The organism is Nocardioides sp. Z24_21 (assembly GCF_058134345.1).
This window is the reverse complement of record NZ_JBYTTH010000007.1, coordinates 71602-91679: the sequence shown is the minus strand read 5'-3', so window position 1 is coordinate 91679 and position 20078 is coordinate 71602. Positions and strand designations below refer to the sequence as shown.

Below are 20078 nucleotides of genomic sequence, written 5' to 3'. Positions count from 1 at the left end.
ATGAGGGCACGGGTCTCCGGCCGCTGGAAGGACCACCAGCGCACGCCGGTCAGGAACGGTTGGGATCGTCTGGTTCTGGGTAGCATCCGAGTCATGAAGCGTCCGGTTCCCTGGACGGTCCTTGCCGCTCTCACTGCTCTCGGCGCCGTGCTGGCCGCCGCTCTCGCCGTGCCCGCCCAGGGCACGGGAACGCGGGTGTCCGCCCCCGACGTGAAGGCCATCGCTCCGTTCTCCCCGAACGGAGACGGCGACAGCGACGTGGCCCGCGTTCGGTACGACGTCGCGACAGCCGGGCCGGTGACCATCCTGGTCCAGGACGATCGAGAGCGCGCTCTCCTGCGCCGCCGCCTCGGCACCGTCGGGAAGGGGTCACACGTGTGGACCTGGGACGGACGCGGCACGGGCGGGCGTCGTCTGCCCGGCGGGATGTACTGGGTCGTGGTCCGTGGCCCGGGCGGGGCCAGCGAGCCGGAGCCCGTGGAGATCGACCGGGTGTACAGCGCGGGCCCCACGAAGGTGTCCCTCGGCGGTCTGGACGAGGGCCCGGCGGCGCAGGCCGTGCTCTACCCCCGCAGTACGGCGGTCCGCGACGCGCTCGTCTTCCATCCGCGGGTCGAGCCTCGGCTGCGGCGTGGTCGGCTCGTCGTGACGGCACCGAGCGGTGAGGTGGTTCTGCGCGCGACGCTGCCTCGCACCGCCGGCTTCCCGAGGGTCCGCTGGGATGGCCGCGACGGCAGGACCGGGCGTCCGCTCCCACCGGGCGCCTAGGTGGTCCCGCAGGACGTGACCCACGGCTCGACCTGCGGCACGTGGTCCGCCTCGAACGGGTGCGGCGACTATGAGCCCTGCGGGCCGGTCGTGCCCAGTGCGCTGTTCCCCGGCGGCCTCAGCCACCAGGGTGTCGCCGCGTGCAGCACGCCGTTCTACGGGAGCCCCGGCGCCGAGACGGACAGCTGGTTCGGCGTGCCCCAGGCGGTCCGGGGGGTCGCGGCGCTGCGCATCGCCTTCACCGGCGCGCCGACGCACGCCGGCGAGGCGGACCCCGGCACCCTCTCGGCGTTCAGCTACGCCACGTCCTCTCGCGTCACCGTGACGTCGGCGACGGGCGGCTCCAGCGGCTGGGTCCGCGAGCCGTGGGGTGGAAACGGTGCGTCGGCCGACCCGGTGTACGGCACGCCGCGGATGCCGCCGTCGGCGCTGTGGTCGTTCAGCACGTCCGGGAGCGACTCCTTCGACGTGGCGTCGTACACGGTCGACCTGCGCTACCTCGGACTCGCCGGCTGACGACGGTCTCTACGGGAGTACTCGCGTCTGTTCTTGCGCCTGTACCTTGTTCGCCGATAACTTACATTATGTTACTCTCCGTGTTTCGGAGCACCAGATGGGACCAGGTCGTCTCCGGTTGATCCCCTACCCCGCCGACAGTCACCAGACCGCTGACCGCTGAGGTCGACGTGACAACAAGTTGATGGGCCGCCACCGGGCTCAACGACGGGCCGGGGCCTCGCGCATGGGCGCCGCCGAGACGATCAGGCCGGCCGCCGTTGCCCCGATGACGGCCGCCGCGGCGTACGGCAAGGCGCCCGGTGCGGCGACCGCGACGGTGACGCCGCCCATGCCCGCACCGGCGGCGATGCCCAGGTTCAGCACCGTGATGCCGAGCGCACTGACCGTCGTTTCCCGGCCCGGTGGCGCCGAGCGAAGCAATCGGGTCTGGAACACCGGAGGGAGCAGACCCATCAGGAGGCCCCACGCCGTGATGGCCGCGACGGCGGCCGGGGTGCTCTGGGCGACGAGCCGGAGGGAGACGGCGCTCAGCGCGAACGCGACCGCGACCCAGGTGAAGGCGTGCGTGGGGTGGCGATCGGAGATCGACCCGGCGAGCAGCGTGCCCACGACCCCGGCCGCCCCGAACACGAGCAGAAGTGCTGCCCTCGAACGTGAGCCGAAGTGCCCGAGGTCCTCCAACAGAGGCGAGACGAACGTGTACAGCGCGAAGTGCCCCGTGAGGATCAGCCCTCCTGCCGACGAGAGCAGCACGACACTCCTGTACCCGGACGCCTGCGGAGCTCGGTCCTGGCCGGGGCGAGTGGCGTCAGGAAGGCGAAGCAGTGCGGCCACACCCGCCGCAGCCAGGAGAAGCAGCGCCAGGGCGCCGAAGGACACGCGCCAACCGAGGGCCGATCCAACCGCCGCGCCGAGCGGAATGCCGACGATGCCTGCCACCGACGGTCCGGCCAGGACGACCGAGATGGCCCGACCGGCCTTCTCGGGTGGCACGAGCGCCGCCGCGATCGGCACCAGCAAGGACCAGAACAGGCCGTGCGCCACCGCCGCCGCCACTCGCCCTGCGACAGCGACCTCGAACGTCGGCGCCGACGCTGTCACCAACGTCGCCAGCGACAGCACGAGCAAGATCGATGGCACCAGCACCTGCTGCTTGATGCGGCGCGTCACTCGCACCATCGGGAGGCTCGTCGCCGCCACGGTCAGCGCCCAGGCAGCGACCACGAGTCCTGCTTGAGCCCTCGACACCTCCAGATCGCGAGACAGCTCGAGCAGCAGGCTCGCCGGCATGAGCTCCGCCGTCACCGTGGCGAAGGCGGTCGCGGAGAGGAAGATCAAGGGACGCAGCGGGAGCTGGAAGTCCCGCGTCGAGCCCCGGCCGTTGTCTGAGGATGTCACGCCACCAGACGCTAAAGTCTGACACCGGTGTCAGGGTCAAGGAGGATGCGCATGCGAATCGGAGAGCTCTCCCAGCGCACCCAGGTGTCGGTGCGGATGCTGCGCTACTACGAGCAGCAGGGCTTGCTCGCGCCAGGTCGGGAGCGCAACGGTTACCGCTCCTACACAGAGGACGACGTCGAGCGCGCAACGCTTGTCAGCAGCCTCATCCGTTCTGGCCTTCCTACTCGTCTCATCGGCGTGCTGCTCGAGAGGTCCCGGTCGGTCGACGTCGGGGCCGACACCGAGGTGCGGGCACTCCTCGGCGAGGAGGCCAAGCGGCTCGAACGCCGCATCGCCTGCCTCACGCTCAGCCGGGACGCCGTGCGCGACTACCTGCGGCGGGCCAACGGCAGAACGCTGCTGCGCACCCCGGCCGGTTCACCTCCCTCTTCGGGCTGACCCACCCACTTGCCTCCGCCCCGTCAGGGCGAGTGGCACTGCGATGGCCGAGACAGCAGGCCAATCGCCCGAGGGCGTTCACGGCTGCGCCTCAGAGCGTGACCGGCTACGCCGATGTGCGTGAGCCCCACCGCCCCTCGGCGGACGACGCTTCAGCCGAGCCGGGCGACGATCGGTGACCTCGACGATCGACGAAAGGCACCGCATGTCCGAGCGGCCAACCGCCACCGACCCCTCCTCCCCCAGCGCCGTGCCGCGGCTGGGGCGCACGACCCAGCGCCACCGCGGGCGACCCGGCGCGGCGCCCGCCCCGCGCAGTCCCCCGGCATAGGTCGCCCTCGTCAGAGGGCCGCCAAGGAGGAGCGCAGATCCCGGAGCGTGCGTCCCAGGCGCTGCAGCTCGGCCGGCTCGACGCCTGAGGCCGCGAAGACCTCAGCAGTGATGCGGTCGAGCAACGGCTCGAGGTCGTCGAGGGCCGCTCGGCCCGACGCGGTCAGCTCGAGGATCGACGAGCGCCCGTCCTCGGGGTGGGGCAGGCGCTCCACGAGTCCGTCCCTGACCTGGCGATCGACCGCCTTGCTCGCCGCACCGACAGTGATGCCGAGCTGGCCGGCCACGTCGGCGACCCGGCAGCTGGGCACCCGCGCGACCGCGCGCAGCACCTCGAGCCTGCCGAGGCCGTGCCCGCCCGCGGACCGGAGACGAGCGTCGACGACCGCGTAGAGCCGCACCTCGACACGGACGAGGTCGTCGAGCAGCCGCGCCCCGTCCACCTCCCCCGGAATAGATTCCCGGGAATCCGCTTTATCTTCCATGGAATGCATCTTCCCATGCCTACCCCGACCCCACCCCAGGAGAACCGATGGACCAGAAGTCGCTCGCCGGGATCCGCTCCTTCTACGCCTCCTTCGGCCACCGGCCGCTGCCCGAGGGCACCCGCACCACCGAGACCACCATCGGCGGCGTGCCGGCCGTCGCCATCACGGTGCCGGGGTCCGAACCGCCGGCCGGGACTCTGCTCTACCTGCACGGTGGCGGATACGCGGTGGGCTCGGCGCACACGGGCGTCCCGCTCGCCGCCGCGCTCGCCGCGCGGGCCGGGCTGCGCGCCGTCTCCCTCGACTACCGACTCGCTCCGGAGGCCCCCTTCCCCGCCGCGACCGACGACGCGCTCGAGGCCTACCGGCAGCTGCTCCTCGACGTCGACCCGGCGCGCCTGGTGCTCGCGGGCGACTCGGCGGGCGGCGGACTCGCGCTGGCGACCGTGGTCGCCGCGCGCGACGCCGGGCTGGACCTCCCGGCCGGCCTGGTCGCGTTGTCCGGATGGTTCGACCTCACGCTCTCCGGAGCGAGCCTGACGGGCAAGGAGGAGGCCGATCCGGTCTTCGACGCCGCCGACATCATGGCGTACGCGGAGACCTACCTCGCCGGAGGCGACGGCAACGACCGGCGCGCGAGCCCTCTGCTCGCCGACCTGCGGGGACTGCCCCCGCTCCTGCTCCAGGTCGGCTCGCGGGAAGTCCTGCTCGACGACAGCACCCGCCTCGCCGCCCTTGCCGCGACCGCGGACGTCGACGTCGCGCTCGAGGTGTACGCGGGCGCCACCCACGTCTTCCATCACGACCACCTCACCGACCCCACCGCCGCGCGGGCGGTCGACTCGGCAGCGGCGTTCCTCACCCGGCAGGTCGGGCGTCGCTGAGCAGGCCCGGGCCGGCAAGGGCGCACCCGCCGGCACGGGTCCGGTGTGGAGCGGATCAGGCGACCACCCGACCGCACGCCATCGCATCGTCGCGGGTCGGCCCGCCGGTGCGCTCGAGGTGGGACTCCCCCCACAGCCGGACGCTCTCCACGACCGGCAGCACCGTGGCGCCGTAGGGCGTCAGGCGGTAGACGACGGGTGCGGGCACCGGCCCGGTCTCGGTCCGCTCGACCAGTCCGTCGGCCTGCAGCTCGCGGAGCTGCTCGGCGAGCACCTTCGGTGTGATCGGCTCAGCGTGGCGGCGCAGTCCGGCGAAGTGCGACTCACCGTGCGCCAGCCAGTAGATCAAGGTCAGCTTCCACTTGCCGCCGACCGCCGCGAACGCCGCGGCCATCGGACACCCGGGCAGTGGGTTGGGCCGCGACGAGTGGGCGTTACCTGAAGGTGCGTTCTTGTCCATGGTCTCGCTCCGCTCGGATGCTCGGTCTATGAACCTCTCCCTCAGAAGGATCCTGGCACCTCGGCGGATGCTGGTCACCGCCCTCGCGGCGGTCCTGTTGACCGCGACGGCCGCCACCGGGCAGCCCGCGGCGCCCGTCCCTGCCGCCGCCACGTCAGACGGGCGCCATGACTTCGACTGGGAGCTCGGGGTGTGGCGCACCGACGTACGCGTGCTGGCCGATCCGCTCTCCGGGTCGGAGGAGTGGCTGCGGTTCCGGGGGCGGAGCGTCGTGCGAGCGTTGATGGGCGGTCGGGCCAACGTCGTCGAGCTCGACGTCTCCGGCGAGGCGGGCCGCATCGAGGGCCTCAACCTGCGTCTGTACGAGCCGCAGGCCGATCGCTGGAGCTCGACATTCGTCAACATGCGTGACGGCCTCCTCACGCCATCGGTCTACGGCGGCTTCCGCGACGACGGGGTCGGCGAGTTCTACGGCCAGGACCAGCTCGACGGACGGTCGATCGAGGTGCGGTTCCTCGTCTTCCGCATGGGCCGCGACACCGCGCGGTTCGAGCAGGCGTTCTCCGACGACGGCGGCGTGACCTGGGAGACCAACTGGATCGCCGTCGACCGGCGGATCCGGTAGCCGGGCCGACTCCAGCGTGCGTGGCCGGGACCACACCCCTGACGGGGTGAGCCGCCTCACGATCACCCCAACGGGGGGTCGCGGGTCGCTATTCTGGTCTCAGACCCCGACCGCTCCTCCCCCGTAGCGGCCGGGGTCCTCCATCTCCGAAGCCCCCGTCCGACGGGGCGCGATCACCGAAGATGGGGTCCGTCCCCCATCTTTGTCCGCCGGCGCCCGCACGGGCGTGATCGGGTCGAGAGCGCCTGTACGGTTGGGGATACCCGCCACCGACGACGAGGACCCCCGCTTGTGCTGATGCTGATCGCCGTGCTGCTGGCGGCGGCAGTGGCATCGCCGTGGCTCGTGCTGCGTGCCGGACGGCGCGTGTTCCTGGCCCTGGCGGCAGTACCTCTCGCCGGTGCGATCTGGGTCGCCGCGCAGACGCCCGCCGTGCACGACGGCGAGATGCTCGTCGAGGTGCATCCGTGGGTCGGCAGCATCGGCATGGATCTCGCCTTCGCCATGGGCACCCTGCAGTGGCTGATGGCCCTCATCGTGCTCGGCATCGGTGCGCTCGTCCTCGGCTACTGCGCCTGGTACTTCGACGACGACGACGACGGCGTGCCTCGCTTCGCGGGCGTGCTGGTGGCGTTCGTGGCCTCGATGCTGGGCCTCGTCCTGGCCGACGACCTGCTGCTGCTCTACGTGTTCTGGGAGCTGACCACGGTCTTCTCCTTCCTGCTGATCGGTCACGACTCGGCCCGGCGGGCCAGCAGGCGCGCCGCCATCCAGGCGCTCGTGGTGACGACGCTGGGCGGCCTGGTGCTCCTCGTCGGCGCGATCCTGGTCGGCCACTCCGCCGGGACCTACCGCATCTCCGAGATCCTCGCCGACCCGCCCACGGGCGTGGCGGTGACTCTCGGCGTGCTGCTGCTCCTCGTCGGGGCGATCAGCAAGTCGGCCCTCCTCCCCTTCCACTTCTGGCTGCCCTCCGCGATGGCGGCGCCCACCCCGGTGAGCGCCTACCTCCACGCGGCGTCCATGGTGAAGGCCGGGGTCTACCTCGTGGCCCTCCTCGCGCCCGCCTTCGCCGCCGTCACCGGCTGGCGCACCACGCTGCTCGTCCTCGGCCTCGCGACCATGGTGCTCGGCGGGGTCCGCGCCCTGCGCCAGCACGACCTCAAGCTGCTGCTCGCCTACGGCACCGTGAGCCAGCTCGGCTTCCTGGTGCTCGTGCTGGGCACCGGCACCCGCAGCGCGATGATGGCCGGCCTGGCGCTCCTGCTCGCCCACGCGCTGTTCAAGGCGACGCTCTTCCTCGTCGTCGGGATCATCGACCACAGCACCGGCACCCGAGACCTGCGCGAGCTGACCGGCCTGGCCCGCCGGATGCCCGTCCTCGCCGGTGCCGCGGCCCTCGCCGCCGCCTCGATGGCCGGCGTCCCGCCGCTCCTGGGCTACGTCGCCAAGGAGAGCGTCCTGGTCGCCCTCGTCGACGTCGCCCGCGACGGTGACGGCACGGGGATCACCACGGCCAACGGATGGCTGCTGGTCGCCGGCGTGGTCGTCGGCTCCATCCTCACCGCGGCCTACTCCGCGCGGTTCCTGTGGGGCGCGTTCGCCAACCGCGACGTCGCGTCCCCTCCGTCGGTCCACTCCCCCTCCGCCGCCTTCGTCGCCGCGCCCGTCGTGCTGGCCGCCCTGTCGCTCCTGCTCGGCGCCTCCGGCGGGCCGCTCACCTCGCTCCTCGCGGGGCAGGCCGACGCGTTCCCGCCCGGGGCCCACGAGCCCGAGCTCACCCTGTGGCACGGCACGGGGCTGCCACTGCTGCTGACGGCGATCACGCTCGCCGCCGGCGCCGTCCTGTTCGTCGCCCGCGAGCCCGTCGCCCGCTTCCAGGCCGCCCTGGCCCATGACTGGAGCCTCGAACGCGCCTACCGCGGCGGGATGCGGCTGCTCGACCGCACCGCGGTCGAGGTCACCGGTGTGGTCCAGCGCGGCTCCGCGGCGGCCTACCTCGGCATCATCCTCGTCGTCCTCGTGGTGCTTCCCGGCTCGACGCTCCTCGGCGGCCTCGGCGACGTCGACGTGCAGGCGTGGGACAACCCCGCCCAAGCCGTCATCGGCGTCATCATCGTCGCCGCCGCCGTGCTGACCGCCCGGTCGCGCCGCCGCATCCGCGCCGTGCTGCTCGTCAGCGTGACGGGCTACGGCACGGCACTGCTGTTCGTCCTCCAGGGAGCCCCCGACCTCGCCCTCACGCAGGCGCTCGTCGAGACGCTGACCGTGGTGGTGTTCGTGCTGGCCCTGCGCCGGCTGCCCGAGTACTTCACCGACCGCCCGCTCACCGCCCAGCGCTGGGTCCGCATGGCACTGGGGCTCGCAGTGGCGGTCGTCGTCGCCGGGTTCCTCCTCATGGCGGGCGCGGCGCGCGTCAGCGACCCGGTCTCGCTGACGCTGCCCGAGCAGGCGCTCGAGTACGGCGGCGGAGGCAACATCGTCAACGTCATCCTCGTCGACACCCGCGCGTGGGACACGCTCGGCGAGCTCTCGGTGCTGGTGGCGGCGGCCACCGGTGTGGCCAGCCTGGTCTACGTCAACGCCCGCGGAGCCGACATCCGCCGCGTCCACGACATCCCGTTCCCCGTGGGCGTCAAGAAGGTCGCGACGTCCCCCGGTCGACGAGCCTGGCTCCCGGGCTCGCGCACCTTGGCGCCCGAGAAGCGCTCGATCGTCTTCGAGGTCATCGTCCGGCTGCTCTTCCACACGCTGATCGTGATCTCGGTCTACCTCCTGCTCGCCGGGCACAACGCCCCGGGTGGCGGCTTCGCGGCCGGCATGACCACCGGTCTGGCCCTCGTGATCCGCTACCTGGCCGGCGGCCGCTACGAGCTCGACGAGGCCGCGCCGGTGGACGCCGGGCGCCTGATCGGCGGCGGACTCGCCGTCGCCGCGCTGGCCGCGCTGCTGCCCCTGGCGTTCGGCGGCGTCGTGCTGCAGTCCGCGGTCATCGACCTGCACGTGCCGCTCCTCGGCGACCTGCACCTGGTCTCGTCCGCCCTCTTCGACGTCGGCGTCTACCTCGTGGTCGTCGGGCTCGTCCTCGACCTGCTGCGCGCGCTCGGGTCCCACATCGACCGCGACATCCAGCGCGAGCTGCGCCGCACGGAGACGGAGAACGCATGACCGTCAACCTCACCCTCGTCCTCATCGCGGCGTCGCTGCTCGGCTGCGGCGTCTACCTCGTCCTCGAGCGCAGCCTGTCTCGGGTGCTCATCGGCCTCGTCATGATCGGCAACGGCGTCAGCCTGTCCTTCATGGTGGCCGGCGGTCCCGCCGGCCGGGCGCCCATCGTGACCAAGGGCGGCGACACCACGGGCCTCACCGACCCCCTGCCCCAGGCGATGGTGCTCACGGCCATCGTCATCACCCTCGCCACCACCGCGTTCGTGCTGGCCATGGCCTACCGCAGCTGGCAGCTCAACGGGCACGACGACGTGCAGGACGACATCGAGGACGACACCATCCGCAGGCTCGCGCATCGCGACGTCACGTCCGAGGCCTACGACGCCACCACCTCCGACTTCCCCGGCGACGACTCCAGCGGCGACCTCGGCCAAGGTCCCGACGACGACCCGCTGGCCGCCGACGCCGCCGAGATGAGGTCACAGTGAACGCCCTCGTCCCGCTCCCGGTGCTGCTGCCGATCCTCGGTGCCGGCGCGTCGCTCGCGCTGCTGCACCACCCGCGCATCCAGCGTTGGCTCGCCCTCGGCGTGCTCAGCGTCGTCGTCGTGGTCGCCGCGGTGCTGCTCTACCAGGCCGACCAGCACGGTCCGCAGACGGTGTGGATCGGCGCCTGGCCGGAGACCATCGGCATCGTCCTGGTCGCCGACCGGCTCGCCGCGCTCATGCTCCTCGTCAGCGCCGTCGTGACACTCGCGGTCCTCGCCTACTCGGTCGGGCAGGGCATGACCGAGGACGAGGAGGGTGCGCCGATCTCGATCTACCACCCGACCTTCCTGGTGCTCGTCGCGGGCGTGGCCAACGCGTTCCTCGCCGGCGACCTGTTCAACCTGTTCGTCAGCTTCGAGATGCTGCTGTTCGCCAGCTACGTCCTGCTCACCCTCGGCGGCACCGCGGCACGGGTGCGGGCCGGCACGATCTACGTGCTGGTCAACCTGCTCTCCTCGACCCTGTTCCTGATCAGCCTGGCGGTCACCTACGCCGCCACCGGGACGCTCACCCTCGCCCACCTGGCCGAGCGGCTCGCGGAGCTGCCCGACCACGTGTCGCTGATGATCCAGCTCCTGCTGCTCACGACGTTCGCGATCAAGGCGGCGGTGTTCCCGCTGTCGCTGTGGCTGCCCGACAGCTATCCGACCGCCCCCGCGCCGGTCACCGCGGTGTTCGCCGGGTTGCTGACCAAGGTCGGCGTCTACGCGATCCTGCGCATGCAGACCCTCCTCTTCCCCGACAGCCCGCTGACCGGCCTGCTGCTGTGGGCGGCGCTGCTCACGATGATCATCGGCATCCTCGGCGCCATCGCCCAGTCCGACATCAAGCGCATGCTGTCGTTCACTCTCGTCAGCCACATCGGCTACCTCATCCTCGGCATCGCGCTCGACAGCCGGGCGGGCACCGCGGGCACGACGTTCTACGTCGTCCACCACATCACCATCCAGACGGCGCTCTTCCTGGTGCTCGGCCTCGTCGAGCGGCGAGCCGGCAGCACGGCCCTGATGCGCATCGGCGGGCTCGCGCGCCTCGCCCCGGTGCTGGCGGTGCTGTTCTTCGTGCCGGCGATGAACCTCGCCGGCATCCCGCCGTTCTCCGGGTTCATCGGCAAGGTCGGGCTGTTCCAGGCGGCCCAGCTCGACGGCAGCCCGCTCGCCTGGACGCTCGTCGCCGCCGGCGCCGCGACCAGCCTGCTCACGCTCTACGCGGTCGCCAAGACGTGGACCGTCGCGTTCTGGCGCACGCCGCGCGAGGCCCACGAGGCGCTCGAGGCCATCGGTGACACCGGCGGCGACCCGATCCCCGGCTACGACAGCCAGCCCGCCGTCCAGCACCGCGGGCACGTGCACACCGCGTCGGGCAGCGTGTCGAGGCGCGACATCGAGGAGGCGCGACGCCTCGGCGACGACAACGAGCCCGACCGCGACTTCTACACCCTGATCCAGGCAGGCGAGGACAGCCGCACCTCGCCGCTGGGCATGCTGCTGCCGGCCAGCGGCCTGGTCGTGGCCAGCGTGCTGCTGACGGTGATCGCCGGACCGCTCTACGCGCTCGGCGACCGTGCGGCCGGCGACCTGCACGAGCGCACGCCCTACCTCTCCTCCGTCCTCACCGAGGACCAGCCATGAGCCCGGTGGTGCGCACCCGCCCCGACGGCAGCACCCGGCCCGCTCGGCACCGGGCCGTCCAGCCGCGTGCGGTCGCCTGGCTGCTCGTCGTGTGGCTGGCGATGTGGGGCGACGTGACGCCGCTCCTCGTCGTGGGCGGGGTGATCGTGGCGGTCCTGGTCTGCCTCGCCTTCCCGCTGCCCCCGATCGACCTGGGCTCGCGCGTACGCCCGATCCCGCTGCTCGGCGTGATCGCCCACTTCCTGGCCGAGATCGTGCGGGCCAGCATCGAGGTGGCCGGGGTGGTCCTGCGCCGCCGGCCGGTGCGCAACGCCGTCGTGGCGGTCGACCTGGAGACCGAGTCCGACTTCCTGTTGACCCTGGTCGCGTCGATGCTCTCCCTCATCCCCGGCTCGGTGGTCGTCGAGGCCCGACGCTCGACCCACACGCTCTACCTGCACGTGCTCGACGTGCCCGACGCGGAGGCGGCCGAGACGTTCCGCCGCACCGCGCTCGACCTGGAGCAACGGCTCCTGCACGCGCTGCCGCTCCGGACGCCCACCCCCGCACCGACCCCGCAGGAGCAGCCATGACCCTCGTGCTCGTGCTCGCGGCGGGGCTGCTCGCGGCCGCCGCCGGGCTGCTGCTCGTCCGGCTCACCATCGGACCGACGATCCTCGACCGCAGCGTCGCGCTCGACGTGATCGTCGCGGTGACCGTCTCCGCGACGGGCCTCTACGTCGCCCACAGCGGCACCACGTACGCCCTCCCGATGCTGGTGGTCCTCGCGGGCTGCGGCATGGTCGGCGCCGTCAGCGTCGCGCGCTACGCCAGCCGCAGCGACGACATCGAGGCCGGCGACCGCGACGAGAGCAGCACGGGGGGTGCCCGATGAGCTGGACCGACGTCGCCGACGTGGCGGCCGCCGTGTGCATCCTGCTGGGCGCGCTGCTCGCCCTCGTCGCCGCGATCGGCGTCCTGCGGCTGCCCGACCTCCTCAGCCGGATGCACGCGGCCACCAAGCCCCAGGTGCTCGGCACCATGCTGGTGATGACCGGCGTCGCCCTCCGGCTCCGCGAGCCCAGTGTGGTGGGCGTCCTCGCGCTGATCGTGCTGCTGCAGATGGCGACGAGCGTGGTGACCAGCCACATGGTCGGGCGCGCGTCGTTCCGCGCCGGGCAGGTGCGCCACGACCTGCTCGTCGTCGACGAGCTCACCGACGGTCCGGCCCACGAGGAGCCCCGCGGCGCGCCCTGACCGGCGCCCTGACCGGCGCCGCGTCCTCGGGCGCACCCCCCCTGCGCCCCCGCCCGCCTGCGGCCTACGGTGGGACGCATGGCTGACACCCCGACCTACACCCTCAACGACGGCACGACGATCCCCGCGATCGGCTTCGGCACCTATCCGCTGGTCGGCGACGACGGCACCGCGGCGGTCCTCTCCGCCATCGAGACGGGCTACCGCCTGATCGACACGGCGGTCAACTACGACAACGAGACCGAGGTCGGCGAGGCCATCCGTCGCTCGGGCGTCCCCCGCGACGAGCTCGTCGTGACCACCAAGATCCCGGGCCGGCACCACGGCTACGACGACGCCATCGCGTCCGTGCGCGAGTCGCTCGACCGCCTCGGCCTCGAGCGCACCGACCTCCACCTGATCCACTGGCCCAACCCGAGCCAGGGCCGGTACGTCGAGGCGTGGCGCGCCCTGGTGCAGCTGCAGCAGGACGGGCTGGTCCGCTCGATCGGTGTCTCCAACTTCACCGAGGAGCACCTCGCCCGCATCATCGACGACACCGGCGTCACGCCGGCGGTCAACCAGATCGAGCTGCACCCGCGCTTCCCGCAGGAGCACATGCGCGAGGTCCACGAGCGGCTCGGCATCCGCACCGAGGCGTGGAGCCCGATGGGCAAGCGTCGCGCGCCGCTGACGGAGGACGCCGTCCGGGGGGCCGCCGAGGCGCACGACGTCTCGCCGGGCCAGGTCATCCTGCGCTGGCACGTCCAGCTCGGCTCACTGCCCGTCCCCAAGTCCGTCGACCCGGCCCGCCAGGCGCAGAACCTCGACGTGTTCGGCTTCGAGCTCACCGACGACGAGATGGCCGCCATCTCGCGTCTCGGGGAGTCCGACGGGCGCCTGTTCGGCGGCGACCCGGACACCTATGAGGAGATGTGACGAGGGGCTCGTTACGATCGTGGGCATGCTGAAGCGACTCGCCACTGTGGCCGCCTGCCTGTCCGTCCTCGCCCTCGCCGGCTGCGGCAACGAGGCCGACCAGAGCGCGGACGACCCGGCCGCCGACTCCACCAGCGAGTCGACGAGTGAGTCCCCCAGCGAGTCCCCCAGCGAGTCGGCGTCGGGCAAGACGACCACCTGCGAGTACCCCGAGGACGGCCAGGAGCCGGCCCGCGACGTCGAGCCCCCCGAGGCGGAGGCGCTGGCCGACGGCACCGTGCCCGCGACGATCATCACCAACTTCGGCGACATCGGGCTGACCCTCGACGCGGGCTCGGCCCCCTGCACCGTCAACTCGTTCGTGTCGCTGGCCGAGCAGGGCTTCTACAACGACACGCCCTGCCCGCGCATCGGCGACCAGGACGGCTTCGGCATCCTGCAGTGCGGCGACCCGACGGGCACCGGCTCCGGCGGCGCCGGCTACTCCTTCGCCGACGAGCTGAGCGGTGACGAGACCTACCCGGCGGGCACCCTCGCGATGGCCAACGCCGGGCCGGACACCAACGGCTCGCAGTTCTTCCTGGTCTTCCGCGACTCGCAGTTCCCGCCGAGCTACACGGTGTTCGGCACGATCGACGAGGCCGGACTCGAGGTCATCGACAAGATCGCCGCCGAGGGCAACGACGGCGCCCACCCGGCCGGCGGCGGCGCGCCCAACAAGGACGTCACCATCGAGACCGTCACGGTCGGCTGACGGGCTCGTAGACCACGTCCTCGCCGAGCTGCACGGTCCGCGAGACCGTGCAGAGCCGGTCGCGGGACATCTCGATCGCCGACTGCACCCGGTGGCTCGCGGCGTCGCCGTCGGGGCCCTCGGGGAAGGCGATGTCGAACGACACGCGGATCCCGGTCAGGTGGTTGCCGTCGGCGTCGCGCACCTTGCGGCCCTCGGCGTGGACGTCGAACGTCGTGCTGCTCGTCTGCTTGTGGGTGATCGCCTCGACGTCGAGCGCGCTGCACCCGGCGATGGCGGCGAGCAGCAGCTCGACCGGGGTGAAGTCGGGGTCCGCTCCCCCGGTGCCGAAGTAGGTCTCACCGCCACGCGCGTTGGTGGCCTTGAACCTGGCGGGCCCGATCCGGGTGATCTCGACGCTGCGCACCGTGTCGTCCGTCATGACGACCACCCTGCCAGAGCGGCGCTCGGGCAGGGTGCGGGTCCACGACGGTGTGGACGGCGGGCCGTGTGCCCGCGGGGACTCAGCGGGTGCCGCGGCGCGCGGCGCGACGGGCGCGGCGCTCTTCGCGACGGGCGATCTCCACGTTGCGCAGGAGGGCGCGGTCCTCGGCGGCGCGCGCACGCGAGTCGACGAGGCTGAGCGCGAGGTGCAGCTGCGGGTTCATGGAGTTTCGTTCCTTGTCCGAGGGCATCCGACCCTCACGTTCGAACAGTGGATGTAAGAAGTTGTCGCTCCGTTGCGACCCTTACAGCATAGGGAGCCGGACACGACGCGCCCCCATCGGCGCCGGCGTGATCTCGCCCACTCGCCCGCCCGCGCGGGAGGTAGGTTCGAAGGCGTGACCATCGAGCGATCGCGACGCCCCGGACCCTCGGTCCGCACCCGCGTCGTGGAGCACGCCTCGGGCTCCGAGACGGCCCGTGAGGACCGCCTGATCACCGAGGAGCCGCTCGAGATCCGGGTCCGGTCGGGCGCGCTGGCGCCCAGGCGGGCGTGGGTGACCATGCGCACCCCCGGCCACGACTTCGAGCTCGCCGCGGGGTGGCTGGTCGCCGAGGGCCTGGCCCGCCCCGGGTCGATCGCCCAGGTCGCCTACTGCACGGACGCCGACCTCGCGCCCGAGCAGGAGTACAACGTCGTCACCGTGACCGTGTCGGGTGAGCCCGTGGTGCCGCACCGCCACGACGCCGCCTCCTCGGGCTCGTCGGCGTGCGGTGTGTGCGGCAAGGACAGCATCGCCGACGCCCTCGCCACCCGGACGAGCGCTGCCTGGGCCGGCGCCCGCCCCGACGCCTCCGTCGTCCGCCGCCTCCCGGACGCGCTGCGCGAGCGACAGACGCTCTTCGCGCGCACCGGCGGCGTTCACGCCGCAGGCCTCACCGACGCCGACGGCGCGCTGCGGGTGGTGCGCGAGGACGTCGGTCGCCACAACGCCGTCGACAAGGTCATCGGCGCCCGCGTGCTCGCCGGCGAGGCCCCCGCCGCCGCGTGCCTGGTCCTGAGCGGACGGGTGGGCTTCGAGCTGGTGCAGAAGGCTGCGGCCGTCGGCATCGGCTCGATCGCAGCGGTGGGCGCCCCCACGAGCCTCGCCGCCCGCCTCGCCGACGAGGCCGGCATCGACCTGTGGGGGTTCACCTCGGCGGGCCGCACCGTGCGCTACTGAGCGGCGTCTCACGTCGCGCCGGCGGCGTGGGGCCGCGGCCGTGTCGGTGCCGCGATCTACGGTCGTGCCGTGCGCATCCTCCACACCTCCGACTGGCATCTCGGGAGGTCCTTCCACCGCGAAGGACTCCTGGGCCACCAGGGTGCGTTCGTCGACCACCTCCTCGAGGTGGTCGCGGCGGAGCGGGTCGACGTCGTCGTGGTCTCCGGCGACGTCTACGACCGCGCCCTCCCCCACGTCGACGCGGTCGCGCTCGCCGACGAGGCGTTCGCCCGGCTCGCGGCCTCCCGCGCCCGCGTCGTGGTGAGCAGCGGCAACCACGACAGCGCCCGCCGCCTCGGCTTCGGCTCGCGGCTGATGGACGCCGCCGGCGTCTTCGTCCGCACCGACGCCTCCTCGGTCGGCACGCCGGTCGTGCTCGCCGACGAGCACGGCGACGTGGCGTTCCACGCGATCCCCTACCTCGACCCGTCCGCGCTGCTCGAGCCCTGGGCGCTCGGGCGCCGCAGCCACGAGACCGCACTCACCGAGGCGATGAGGCGGGTGCGCGCCGACCTCGACGCCCGCCCCGCCACGACGCGCAGCGTGGTGCTCGCCCACGCCTTCGTCGCCGGCGCCACGCCGTCGGAGTCCGAGCGCGACATCAGCGTCGGGGGCGTCTCCCGGGTCGCCACCAGCGTCTTCGACGGCATCGACTACACCGCGCTCGGACACCTCCACGGCCCCCACGTCCTGGCCGACGGCCTCCGCTACTCCGGCTCGCCGCTCGCCTACTCCTTCTCCGAGGCCGACCAGACCAAGGGGTCGTGGCTGGTCGAGCTCGGCGCGAGCGGCCTCCGCTCCGCGACCTGGATCGACGCGCCGGTGCCCCGGCGGCTGGCCCGGATCACCGGCACCCTGACCGACCTCCTCGCCGACCCGACCCTCGCCGTCCACGAGGACGCCTGGGTGCAGGCCGTCCTCACCGACGACCGCCGCCCCGCCCGCGCGATGGAGCAGCTGCGGCGACGCTTCCCCCACACCCTCGTGCTGCAGTTCCCCACCCCCGCCGCGCAGGTCGGCGCGCCCGCCCGGCCGGCCGACGGCACCAGCGACCACGCCATCGCCCTCGACTTCGTCCAGCACGTGCGCGGGTCCCGGGCGACCGACGCCGAGTCCGCGCTGCTGCGCGAGGCGATCGAGGCGTGCTGCCACGATCCCGACCAGGACGTCCTCGTCGGCGCGGCGGCCGGTCCGACGCCGGCCCCGGGTGGTGCCGGGTGAGGCTGCACCACCTGCACGTCGTCGGGTTCGGCCCGTTCGCCGCCCCGGTGTCGATCGACTTCGACGCCCTCTCCGACGCCGGCCTGTTCCTGCTCAGCGGGCCCACCGGCGCCGGCAAGTCCAGCATCCTCGACGCGGTCTGCTTCGCGCTCTACGGCGACGTCCCGGGCGACCGGGCCACGGCCAAGCGACTGCGCTCCGACCACGCGAGCGACGACGTGGTCCCGCGGGTGGTGCTCGAGGCCACCCTGTCCGGACGACGGTTCCGCATCGACCGGTCCCCTGCCTGGACCCGGCCCAAGAAGCGCGGCTCCGGCACGACCACCGAGCAGGCGCGCGTGGTGATCTCCGAGCGGCGCGCGGCGCCGGACGGCCGCGGGGAGCACCTCTGGCACCCCCTCAGCACCCGCCTCGACGAGACCGGTCACCTCGTCACGCGCCTGGTCGGCATGACGCTTCCGCAGTTCTGCCAGGTGGCGCTGCTGCCGCAGGGCCGCTTCCAGGCCTTCCTGCGCGCCCGCTCGGAGGAGCGCCACGCCCTGCTGCAGCAGGTCTTCCAGACCGGACGCTTCGACCGTTCCGAGCGGTGGCTGCGCGATCGCCGGGTCGAGCTGCGCCGCACCTCCGAGGCCCACCGGACCACGGTCGCCGACCTGGTGAGCCGCGTCAGCGAGGTGGGCGGCGACGCGGCCCCCGACGACTGGACGTCCGACCCGGCGGGCCTCGGCGCGTGGATCACCGCACTGACCGAGGCCACCACCGCGAGCGCGGACGCGCAGTCGGCCCGCGTCGAGGCCGCGGTCGCCGCGGAGAGCGCCGCCGCCGAGGCGCGGGCCACCGGCACCGAGCTCCATCGCCTCCGCGCCACCCACGCCGCCGCGCGCCGGGACTGGGCCGACCTCGAGGACGCCACGCCCGACCACGACCTCCGGCGCAGCCGGGTCGAGCGGGCCCGGCGTGCCGCCTCGGTCCGCTCGCTCCACGACCTCGCGGTGTCCTCGCACGCGCACGTCGACGACCTCGACCAGCGACGAGCACGCGCCCTCGACTCGCTCGCCGAGGTGCTCGCCACGACCGACCTCGACGACCTCCGGGTGGCCGAGCACCATCGGGCCGCCACCCGCGCGCTCGCCGACCTCGCCCGCGTCCGGCCGCTCCAACTCGAGGCGACCGACCTGGCTGACGAGCTCGCCCGCGCCCGGCGACGCCGTGACGACGTCGCCGCCGACCTCACCCGCCTCGACGCGCGCGCGGCGCTCGTGCCCGCCGCGGTCGCCGAGATCGAGCCCCGCGTCGTCGCCGCCCGTGAGTCCGTGGCGGTCGCCGACACGCTCGACCGGGAGCTCGCGGTGATCGGCACGCGACTGCGCGCCGCGAGGTCGGCCGAGACGCTGGCGACGGGCCTCGCCGAGGCCGAGCAGGCGCTCGCCGATGCCACCGGTGCCCGGCTGCTGGCCCGCGAGGCACTCGTCGAGATCCGCGAGCAGCGTCTCGACGGGATGGCGGCGGAGATCGCCCGCAAGCTCGCCGTCGGCGCCTGCTGCCCCGTGTGCGGCTCCGCCGACCACCCCTCCCCCGCGGCCGCCGCGCCGGGGGCGCCCGACGAGGCGAGCGAGCGCGACGCGCGCCGGGAGGTCGACGACCTCGAGGTGGTCGTCGAGGCGCACGCCCAGCAGGTCCGCGGGCTGGAGTCCCAGCTCGCCGCGGCGCTCGCCGAGGCGGGAGGCACGCCCGAGCGCCTGCTCGCCGACGAGCGCGACGTGCGGGCACGCCGCGACACCGCCCGCGCCGACGCCGCGACGCTCCAGCCGCTCACCGAGCAGCTCGTCGCCCTGCGCGAGGAGCAGGAGTCCCTCGCCCGCCGGCGCGAGACGCTGACCGAGACCGCGGCGCGCCTCGACACCGAGGCGGCGGTGCTCGCGGCCCGCGTGGAGTCGCTCCGCGAGCAGGTGGGCGCCGTCGTCCCCGAGGGGTCCGACCTCGACGACCTGCTCACCCACCACCAGCGGGTCGAGCAGCTCGCCCAACGCTGCACCGACCTCGCAGCCGAGTGCGCGCGGGCCCGCGCCACGGCCGCCAGTGCCCAGGACGCGGCCGACCGGGCGGCCGCACGGGCCGGGTTCGCGTCGTCCGACGACGGGGCCGCCGCCTGGCTGCCCGAGTCCGACCTCGCCCGGCTCGAGCACGAGGTGCAGCGCCACGAGCGCGAGGTGACCCGGGTGCGCGACCTCCTCGCCGACGAGACGCTCCAGCAGGCGAGCGAGGCCGATGCTCCCGACCTCGATGCCCTCGACCTCGCCCATCAGCGGGCCACGGAAGCGGTCGGGCAGGCCCGCCACGAGGCCGCTCGGCTGCACGAGCAGGGACGACGCCTGCGCGACCTCGGAGCCGAGATCGAGGGAGCCCTCGCCTCGTGGGCGCCGGTCCGTGACGACCTCGACCTCGTCACCGACCTCGCGGCCCTCGTCGAGGGCAAGCACGCCGACAACCGCCACCAGATGCGGCTCTCCGCCTACGTCCTCGCGCACCGGCTCGGACAGGTGGTCGAGGCCGCCAACCTCCGGCTCTCCACGATGAGCGACCAGCGCTACTCCCTCGTCCACTCCGGCCAGCGCGGTGCCGGGGAGCGGCGCGGCGGGCTCAGCCTGCTGGTGCGCGACGACTGGACCGGCGACAGCCGCGATCCCGCGACGCTCTCCGGCGGCGAGACGTTCGTCGTGTCGCTGGCGCTGGCGTTGGGCCTCGCCGACGTGATCACCCAGGAGGCGGGCGGCACCGACCTCGACACGCTCTTCGTCGACGAGGGCTTCGGCTCGCTCGACGCCGAGACGCTCGAGGACGTGATGGACACCCTTGACACCCTGCGCGACGGCGGGCGGGTCGTTGGCGTGGTCAGCCACGTCCCCGAGCTCCAGACCCGCATCCCCACCCAGCTGCGGGTCCACCGCGGCCGCAACGGCAGCCACACCTCGCTCTCCCTCGCCTGACCGACTCGGCTAGG

21 protein-coding genes and 1 pseudogene are annotated in these 20078 nt (G+C 73.3%); 17 read left to right on the top strand and 5 right to left on the bottom strand.

Going from position 1 to position 20078, the window contains the following annotated elements; all coding sequences use genetic code 11:
- Window positions 1–768: a FlgD immunoglobulin-like domain containing protein gene (locus AC3X7Z_RS19145; RefSeq protein ID WP_489976902.1), complete on the top strand. Its 768-nt coding sequence runs from the start codon at window positions 1–3 to the stop codon at window positions 766–768.
- Window positions 769–858: 90 nt separating this feature from the next.
- A complete protein-coding gene (locus AC3X7Z_RS19140) occupies window positions 859–1284 on the top strand; it encodes a hypothetical protein (RefSeq protein WP_489976901.1) in 426 nt (141 codons plus the stop codon).
- Window positions 1285–1485: 201 nt separating this feature from the next.
- On the opposite strand, the gene AC3X7Z_RS19135 is transcribed toward AC3X7Z_RS19140, so the two are convergent.
- Complete coding sequence (locus AC3X7Z_RS19135; protein ID WP_489976900.1) at window positions 1486–2685, bottom strand: MFS transporter; 1200 nt, start codon at window positions 2683–2685, stop codon at window positions 1486–1488.
- Between the two features lie 51 nt (window positions 2686–2736).
- Here AC3X7Z_RS19135 and AC3X7Z_RS19130 point away from each other — a divergent pair, with 51 nt between their 5' ends.
- Window positions 2737–3126 (top strand): MerR family transcriptional regulator, encoded by a 390-nt coding sequence (locus tag AC3X7Z_RS19130; protein ID WP_489976899.1) that lies wholly within the window; start codon window positions 2737–2739, stop codon window positions 3124–3126.
- A 341-nt stretch (window positions 3127–3467) separates the two neighbouring features.
- On the opposite strand, the gene AC3X7Z_RS19125 is transcribed toward AC3X7Z_RS19130, so the two are convergent.
- Entirely contained in the window at window positions 3468–3899 is a 432-nt protein-coding gene (locus AC3X7Z_RS19125) for a MarR family winged helix-turn-helix transcriptional regulator (RefSeq protein WP_489976898.1), read from the bottom strand.
- Window positions 3900–3988: 89 nt separating this feature from the next.
- Between AC3X7Z_RS19125 and AC3X7Z_RS19120 the strand changes: the two genes are divergently transcribed.
- Complete coding sequence (locus AC3X7Z_RS19120; protein WP_489976897.1) at window positions 3989–4828, top strand: alpha/beta hydrolase; 840 nt, start codon at window positions 3989–3991, stop codon at window positions 4826–4828.
- Window positions 4829–4883: 55 nt separating this feature from the next.
- On the opposite strand, the gene AC3X7Z_RS19115 is transcribed toward AC3X7Z_RS19120, so the two are convergent.
- Window positions 4884–5222 (bottom strand): winged helix-turn-helix transcriptional regulator, encoded by a 339-nt coding sequence (locus AC3X7Z_RS19115; RefSeq protein WP_206054354.1) that lies wholly within the window; start codon window positions 5220–5222, stop codon window positions 4884–4886.
- 94 nt (window positions 5223–5316) lie between these two features.
- Between AC3X7Z_RS19115 and AC3X7Z_RS19110 the strand changes: the two genes are divergently transcribed.
- From AC3X7Z_RS19110 to AC3X7Z_RS19070, 9 genes are all read left to right on the top strand, one after another.
- Entirely contained in the window at window positions 5317–5913 is a 597-nt protein-coding gene (locus AC3X7Z_RS19110; protein ID WP_206054355.1) for a hypothetical protein, read from the top strand.
- A 297-nt stretch (window positions 5914–6210) separates the two neighbouring features.
- On the top strand, window positions 6211–9081 hold the full coding sequence (locus AC3X7Z_RS19105; protein ID WP_489976932.1) for a Na+/H+ antiporter subunit A: 2871 nt from the start codon (window positions 6211–6213) through the stop codon (window positions 9079–9081).
- A complete protein-coding gene (locus AC3X7Z_RS19100) occupies window positions 9078–9569 on the top strand; it encodes a Na(+)/H(+) antiporter subunit C (RefSeq protein ID WP_186342211.1) in 492 nt (163 codons plus the stop codon). The genes AC3X7Z_RS19105 and AC3X7Z_RS19100 overlap by 4 nt, the downstream gene beginning before the upstream one ends.
- Window positions 9566–11260, top strand: a complete 1695-nt coding sequence (locus AC3X7Z_RS19095; RefSeq protein WP_489976896.1) for a Na+/H+ antiporter subunit D — start codon at window positions 9566–9568, stop codon at window positions 11258–11260. Before AC3X7Z_RS19100 ends, AC3X7Z_RS19095 begins: the two co-directional genes overlap by 4 nt.
- Window positions 11257–11832, top strand: coding sequence for a Na+/H+ antiporter subunit E (locus tag AC3X7Z_RS19090; RefSeq protein WP_186342213.1), 576 nt, complete (start codon window positions 11257–11259; stop codon window positions 11830–11832). The genes AC3X7Z_RS19095 and AC3X7Z_RS19090 overlap by 4 nt, the downstream gene beginning before the upstream one ends.
- On the top strand, window positions 11829–12134 hold the full coding sequence (locus tag AC3X7Z_RS19085; RefSeq protein ID WP_186342214.1) for an MrpF/PhaF family protein: 306 nt from the start codon (window positions 11829–11831) through the stop codon (window positions 12132–12134). Before AC3X7Z_RS19090 ends, AC3X7Z_RS19085 begins: the two co-directional genes overlap by 4 nt.
- Window positions 12131–12496 (top strand): monovalent cation/H(+) antiporter subunit G, encoded by a 366-nt coding sequence (mnhG, locus tag AC3X7Z_RS19080; RefSeq protein ID WP_186342215.1) that lies wholly within the window; start codon window positions 12131–12133, stop codon window positions 12494–12496. The genes AC3X7Z_RS19085 and mnhG overlap by 4 nt, the downstream gene beginning before the upstream one ends.
- Window positions 12497–12574: 78 nt before the next feature.
- Entirely contained in the window at window positions 12575–13414 is an 840-nt protein-coding gene (locus AC3X7Z_RS19075; RefSeq protein WP_186342216.1) for an aldo/keto reductase, read from the top strand.
- A gap of 25 nt (window positions 13415–13439) precedes the next feature.
- A complete protein-coding gene (locus tag AC3X7Z_RS19070) occupies window positions 13440–14168 on the top strand; it encodes a peptidylprolyl isomerase (protein ID WP_186342217.1) in 729 nt (242 codons plus the stop codon).
- Here AC3X7Z_RS19070 and AC3X7Z_RS19065 read toward each other — a convergent pair.
- Window positions 14155–14589 carry an OsmC family protein gene (locus AC3X7Z_RS19065; protein ID WP_489976895.1) on the bottom strand — a complete coding sequence of 145 codons (435 nt, stop codon included), beginning with the start codon at window positions 14587–14589 and terminating at the stop codon, window positions 14155–14157. The genes AC3X7Z_RS19070 and AC3X7Z_RS19065 overlap by 14 nt on opposite strands.
- A gap of 82 nt (window positions 14590–14671) precedes the next feature.
- Complete coding sequence (locus AC3X7Z_RS19060; RefSeq protein WP_186342219.1) at window positions 14672–14815, bottom strand: hypothetical protein; 144 nt, start codon at window positions 14813–14815, stop codon at window positions 14672–14674.
- Between the two features lie 174 nt (window positions 14816–14989).
- Here AC3X7Z_RS19060 and AC3X7Z_RS19055 point away from each other — a divergent pair, with 174 nt between their 5' ends.
- The 4 genes and pseudogenes from AC3X7Z_RS19055 to AC3X7Z_RS19040 all read left to right on the top strand — a co-directional run bounded on the left by AC3X7Z_RS19055 (window position 14990) and on the right by AC3X7Z_RS19040 (window position 20064).
- Window positions 14990–15814, top strand: a complete 825-nt coding sequence (locus tag AC3X7Z_RS19055; protein ID WP_489976894.1) for a formate dehydrogenase accessory sulfurtransferase FdhD — start codon at window positions 14990–14992, stop codon at window positions 15812–15814.
- 69 nt (window positions 15815–15883) lie between these two features.
- Window positions 15884–17077: an exonuclease SbcCD subunit D gene (locus AC3X7Z_RS19050; RefSeq protein ID WP_489976893.1), complete on the top strand. Its 1194-nt coding sequence runs from the start codon at window positions 15884–15886 to the stop codon at window positions 17075–17077.
- Window positions 16999–17607: pseudogene (locus AC3X7Z_RS19045) on the top strand (AAA family ATPase); the annotation flags it as partial. The gene AC3X7Z_RS19050 and the pseudogene AC3X7Z_RS19045, both read left to right, overlap by 79 nt.
- Before the next feature lie 969 nt (window positions 17608–18576).
- The gene (locus AC3X7Z_RS19040; protein WP_489976931.1) at window positions 18577–20064 is read left to right on the top strand and encodes an SbcC/MukB-like Walker B domain-containing protein; all 1488 of its coding nucleotides are present in this window, start codon (window positions 18577–18579) and stop codon (window positions 20062–20064) included.
- Window positions 20065–20078 lie beyond the last annotated feature (14 nt).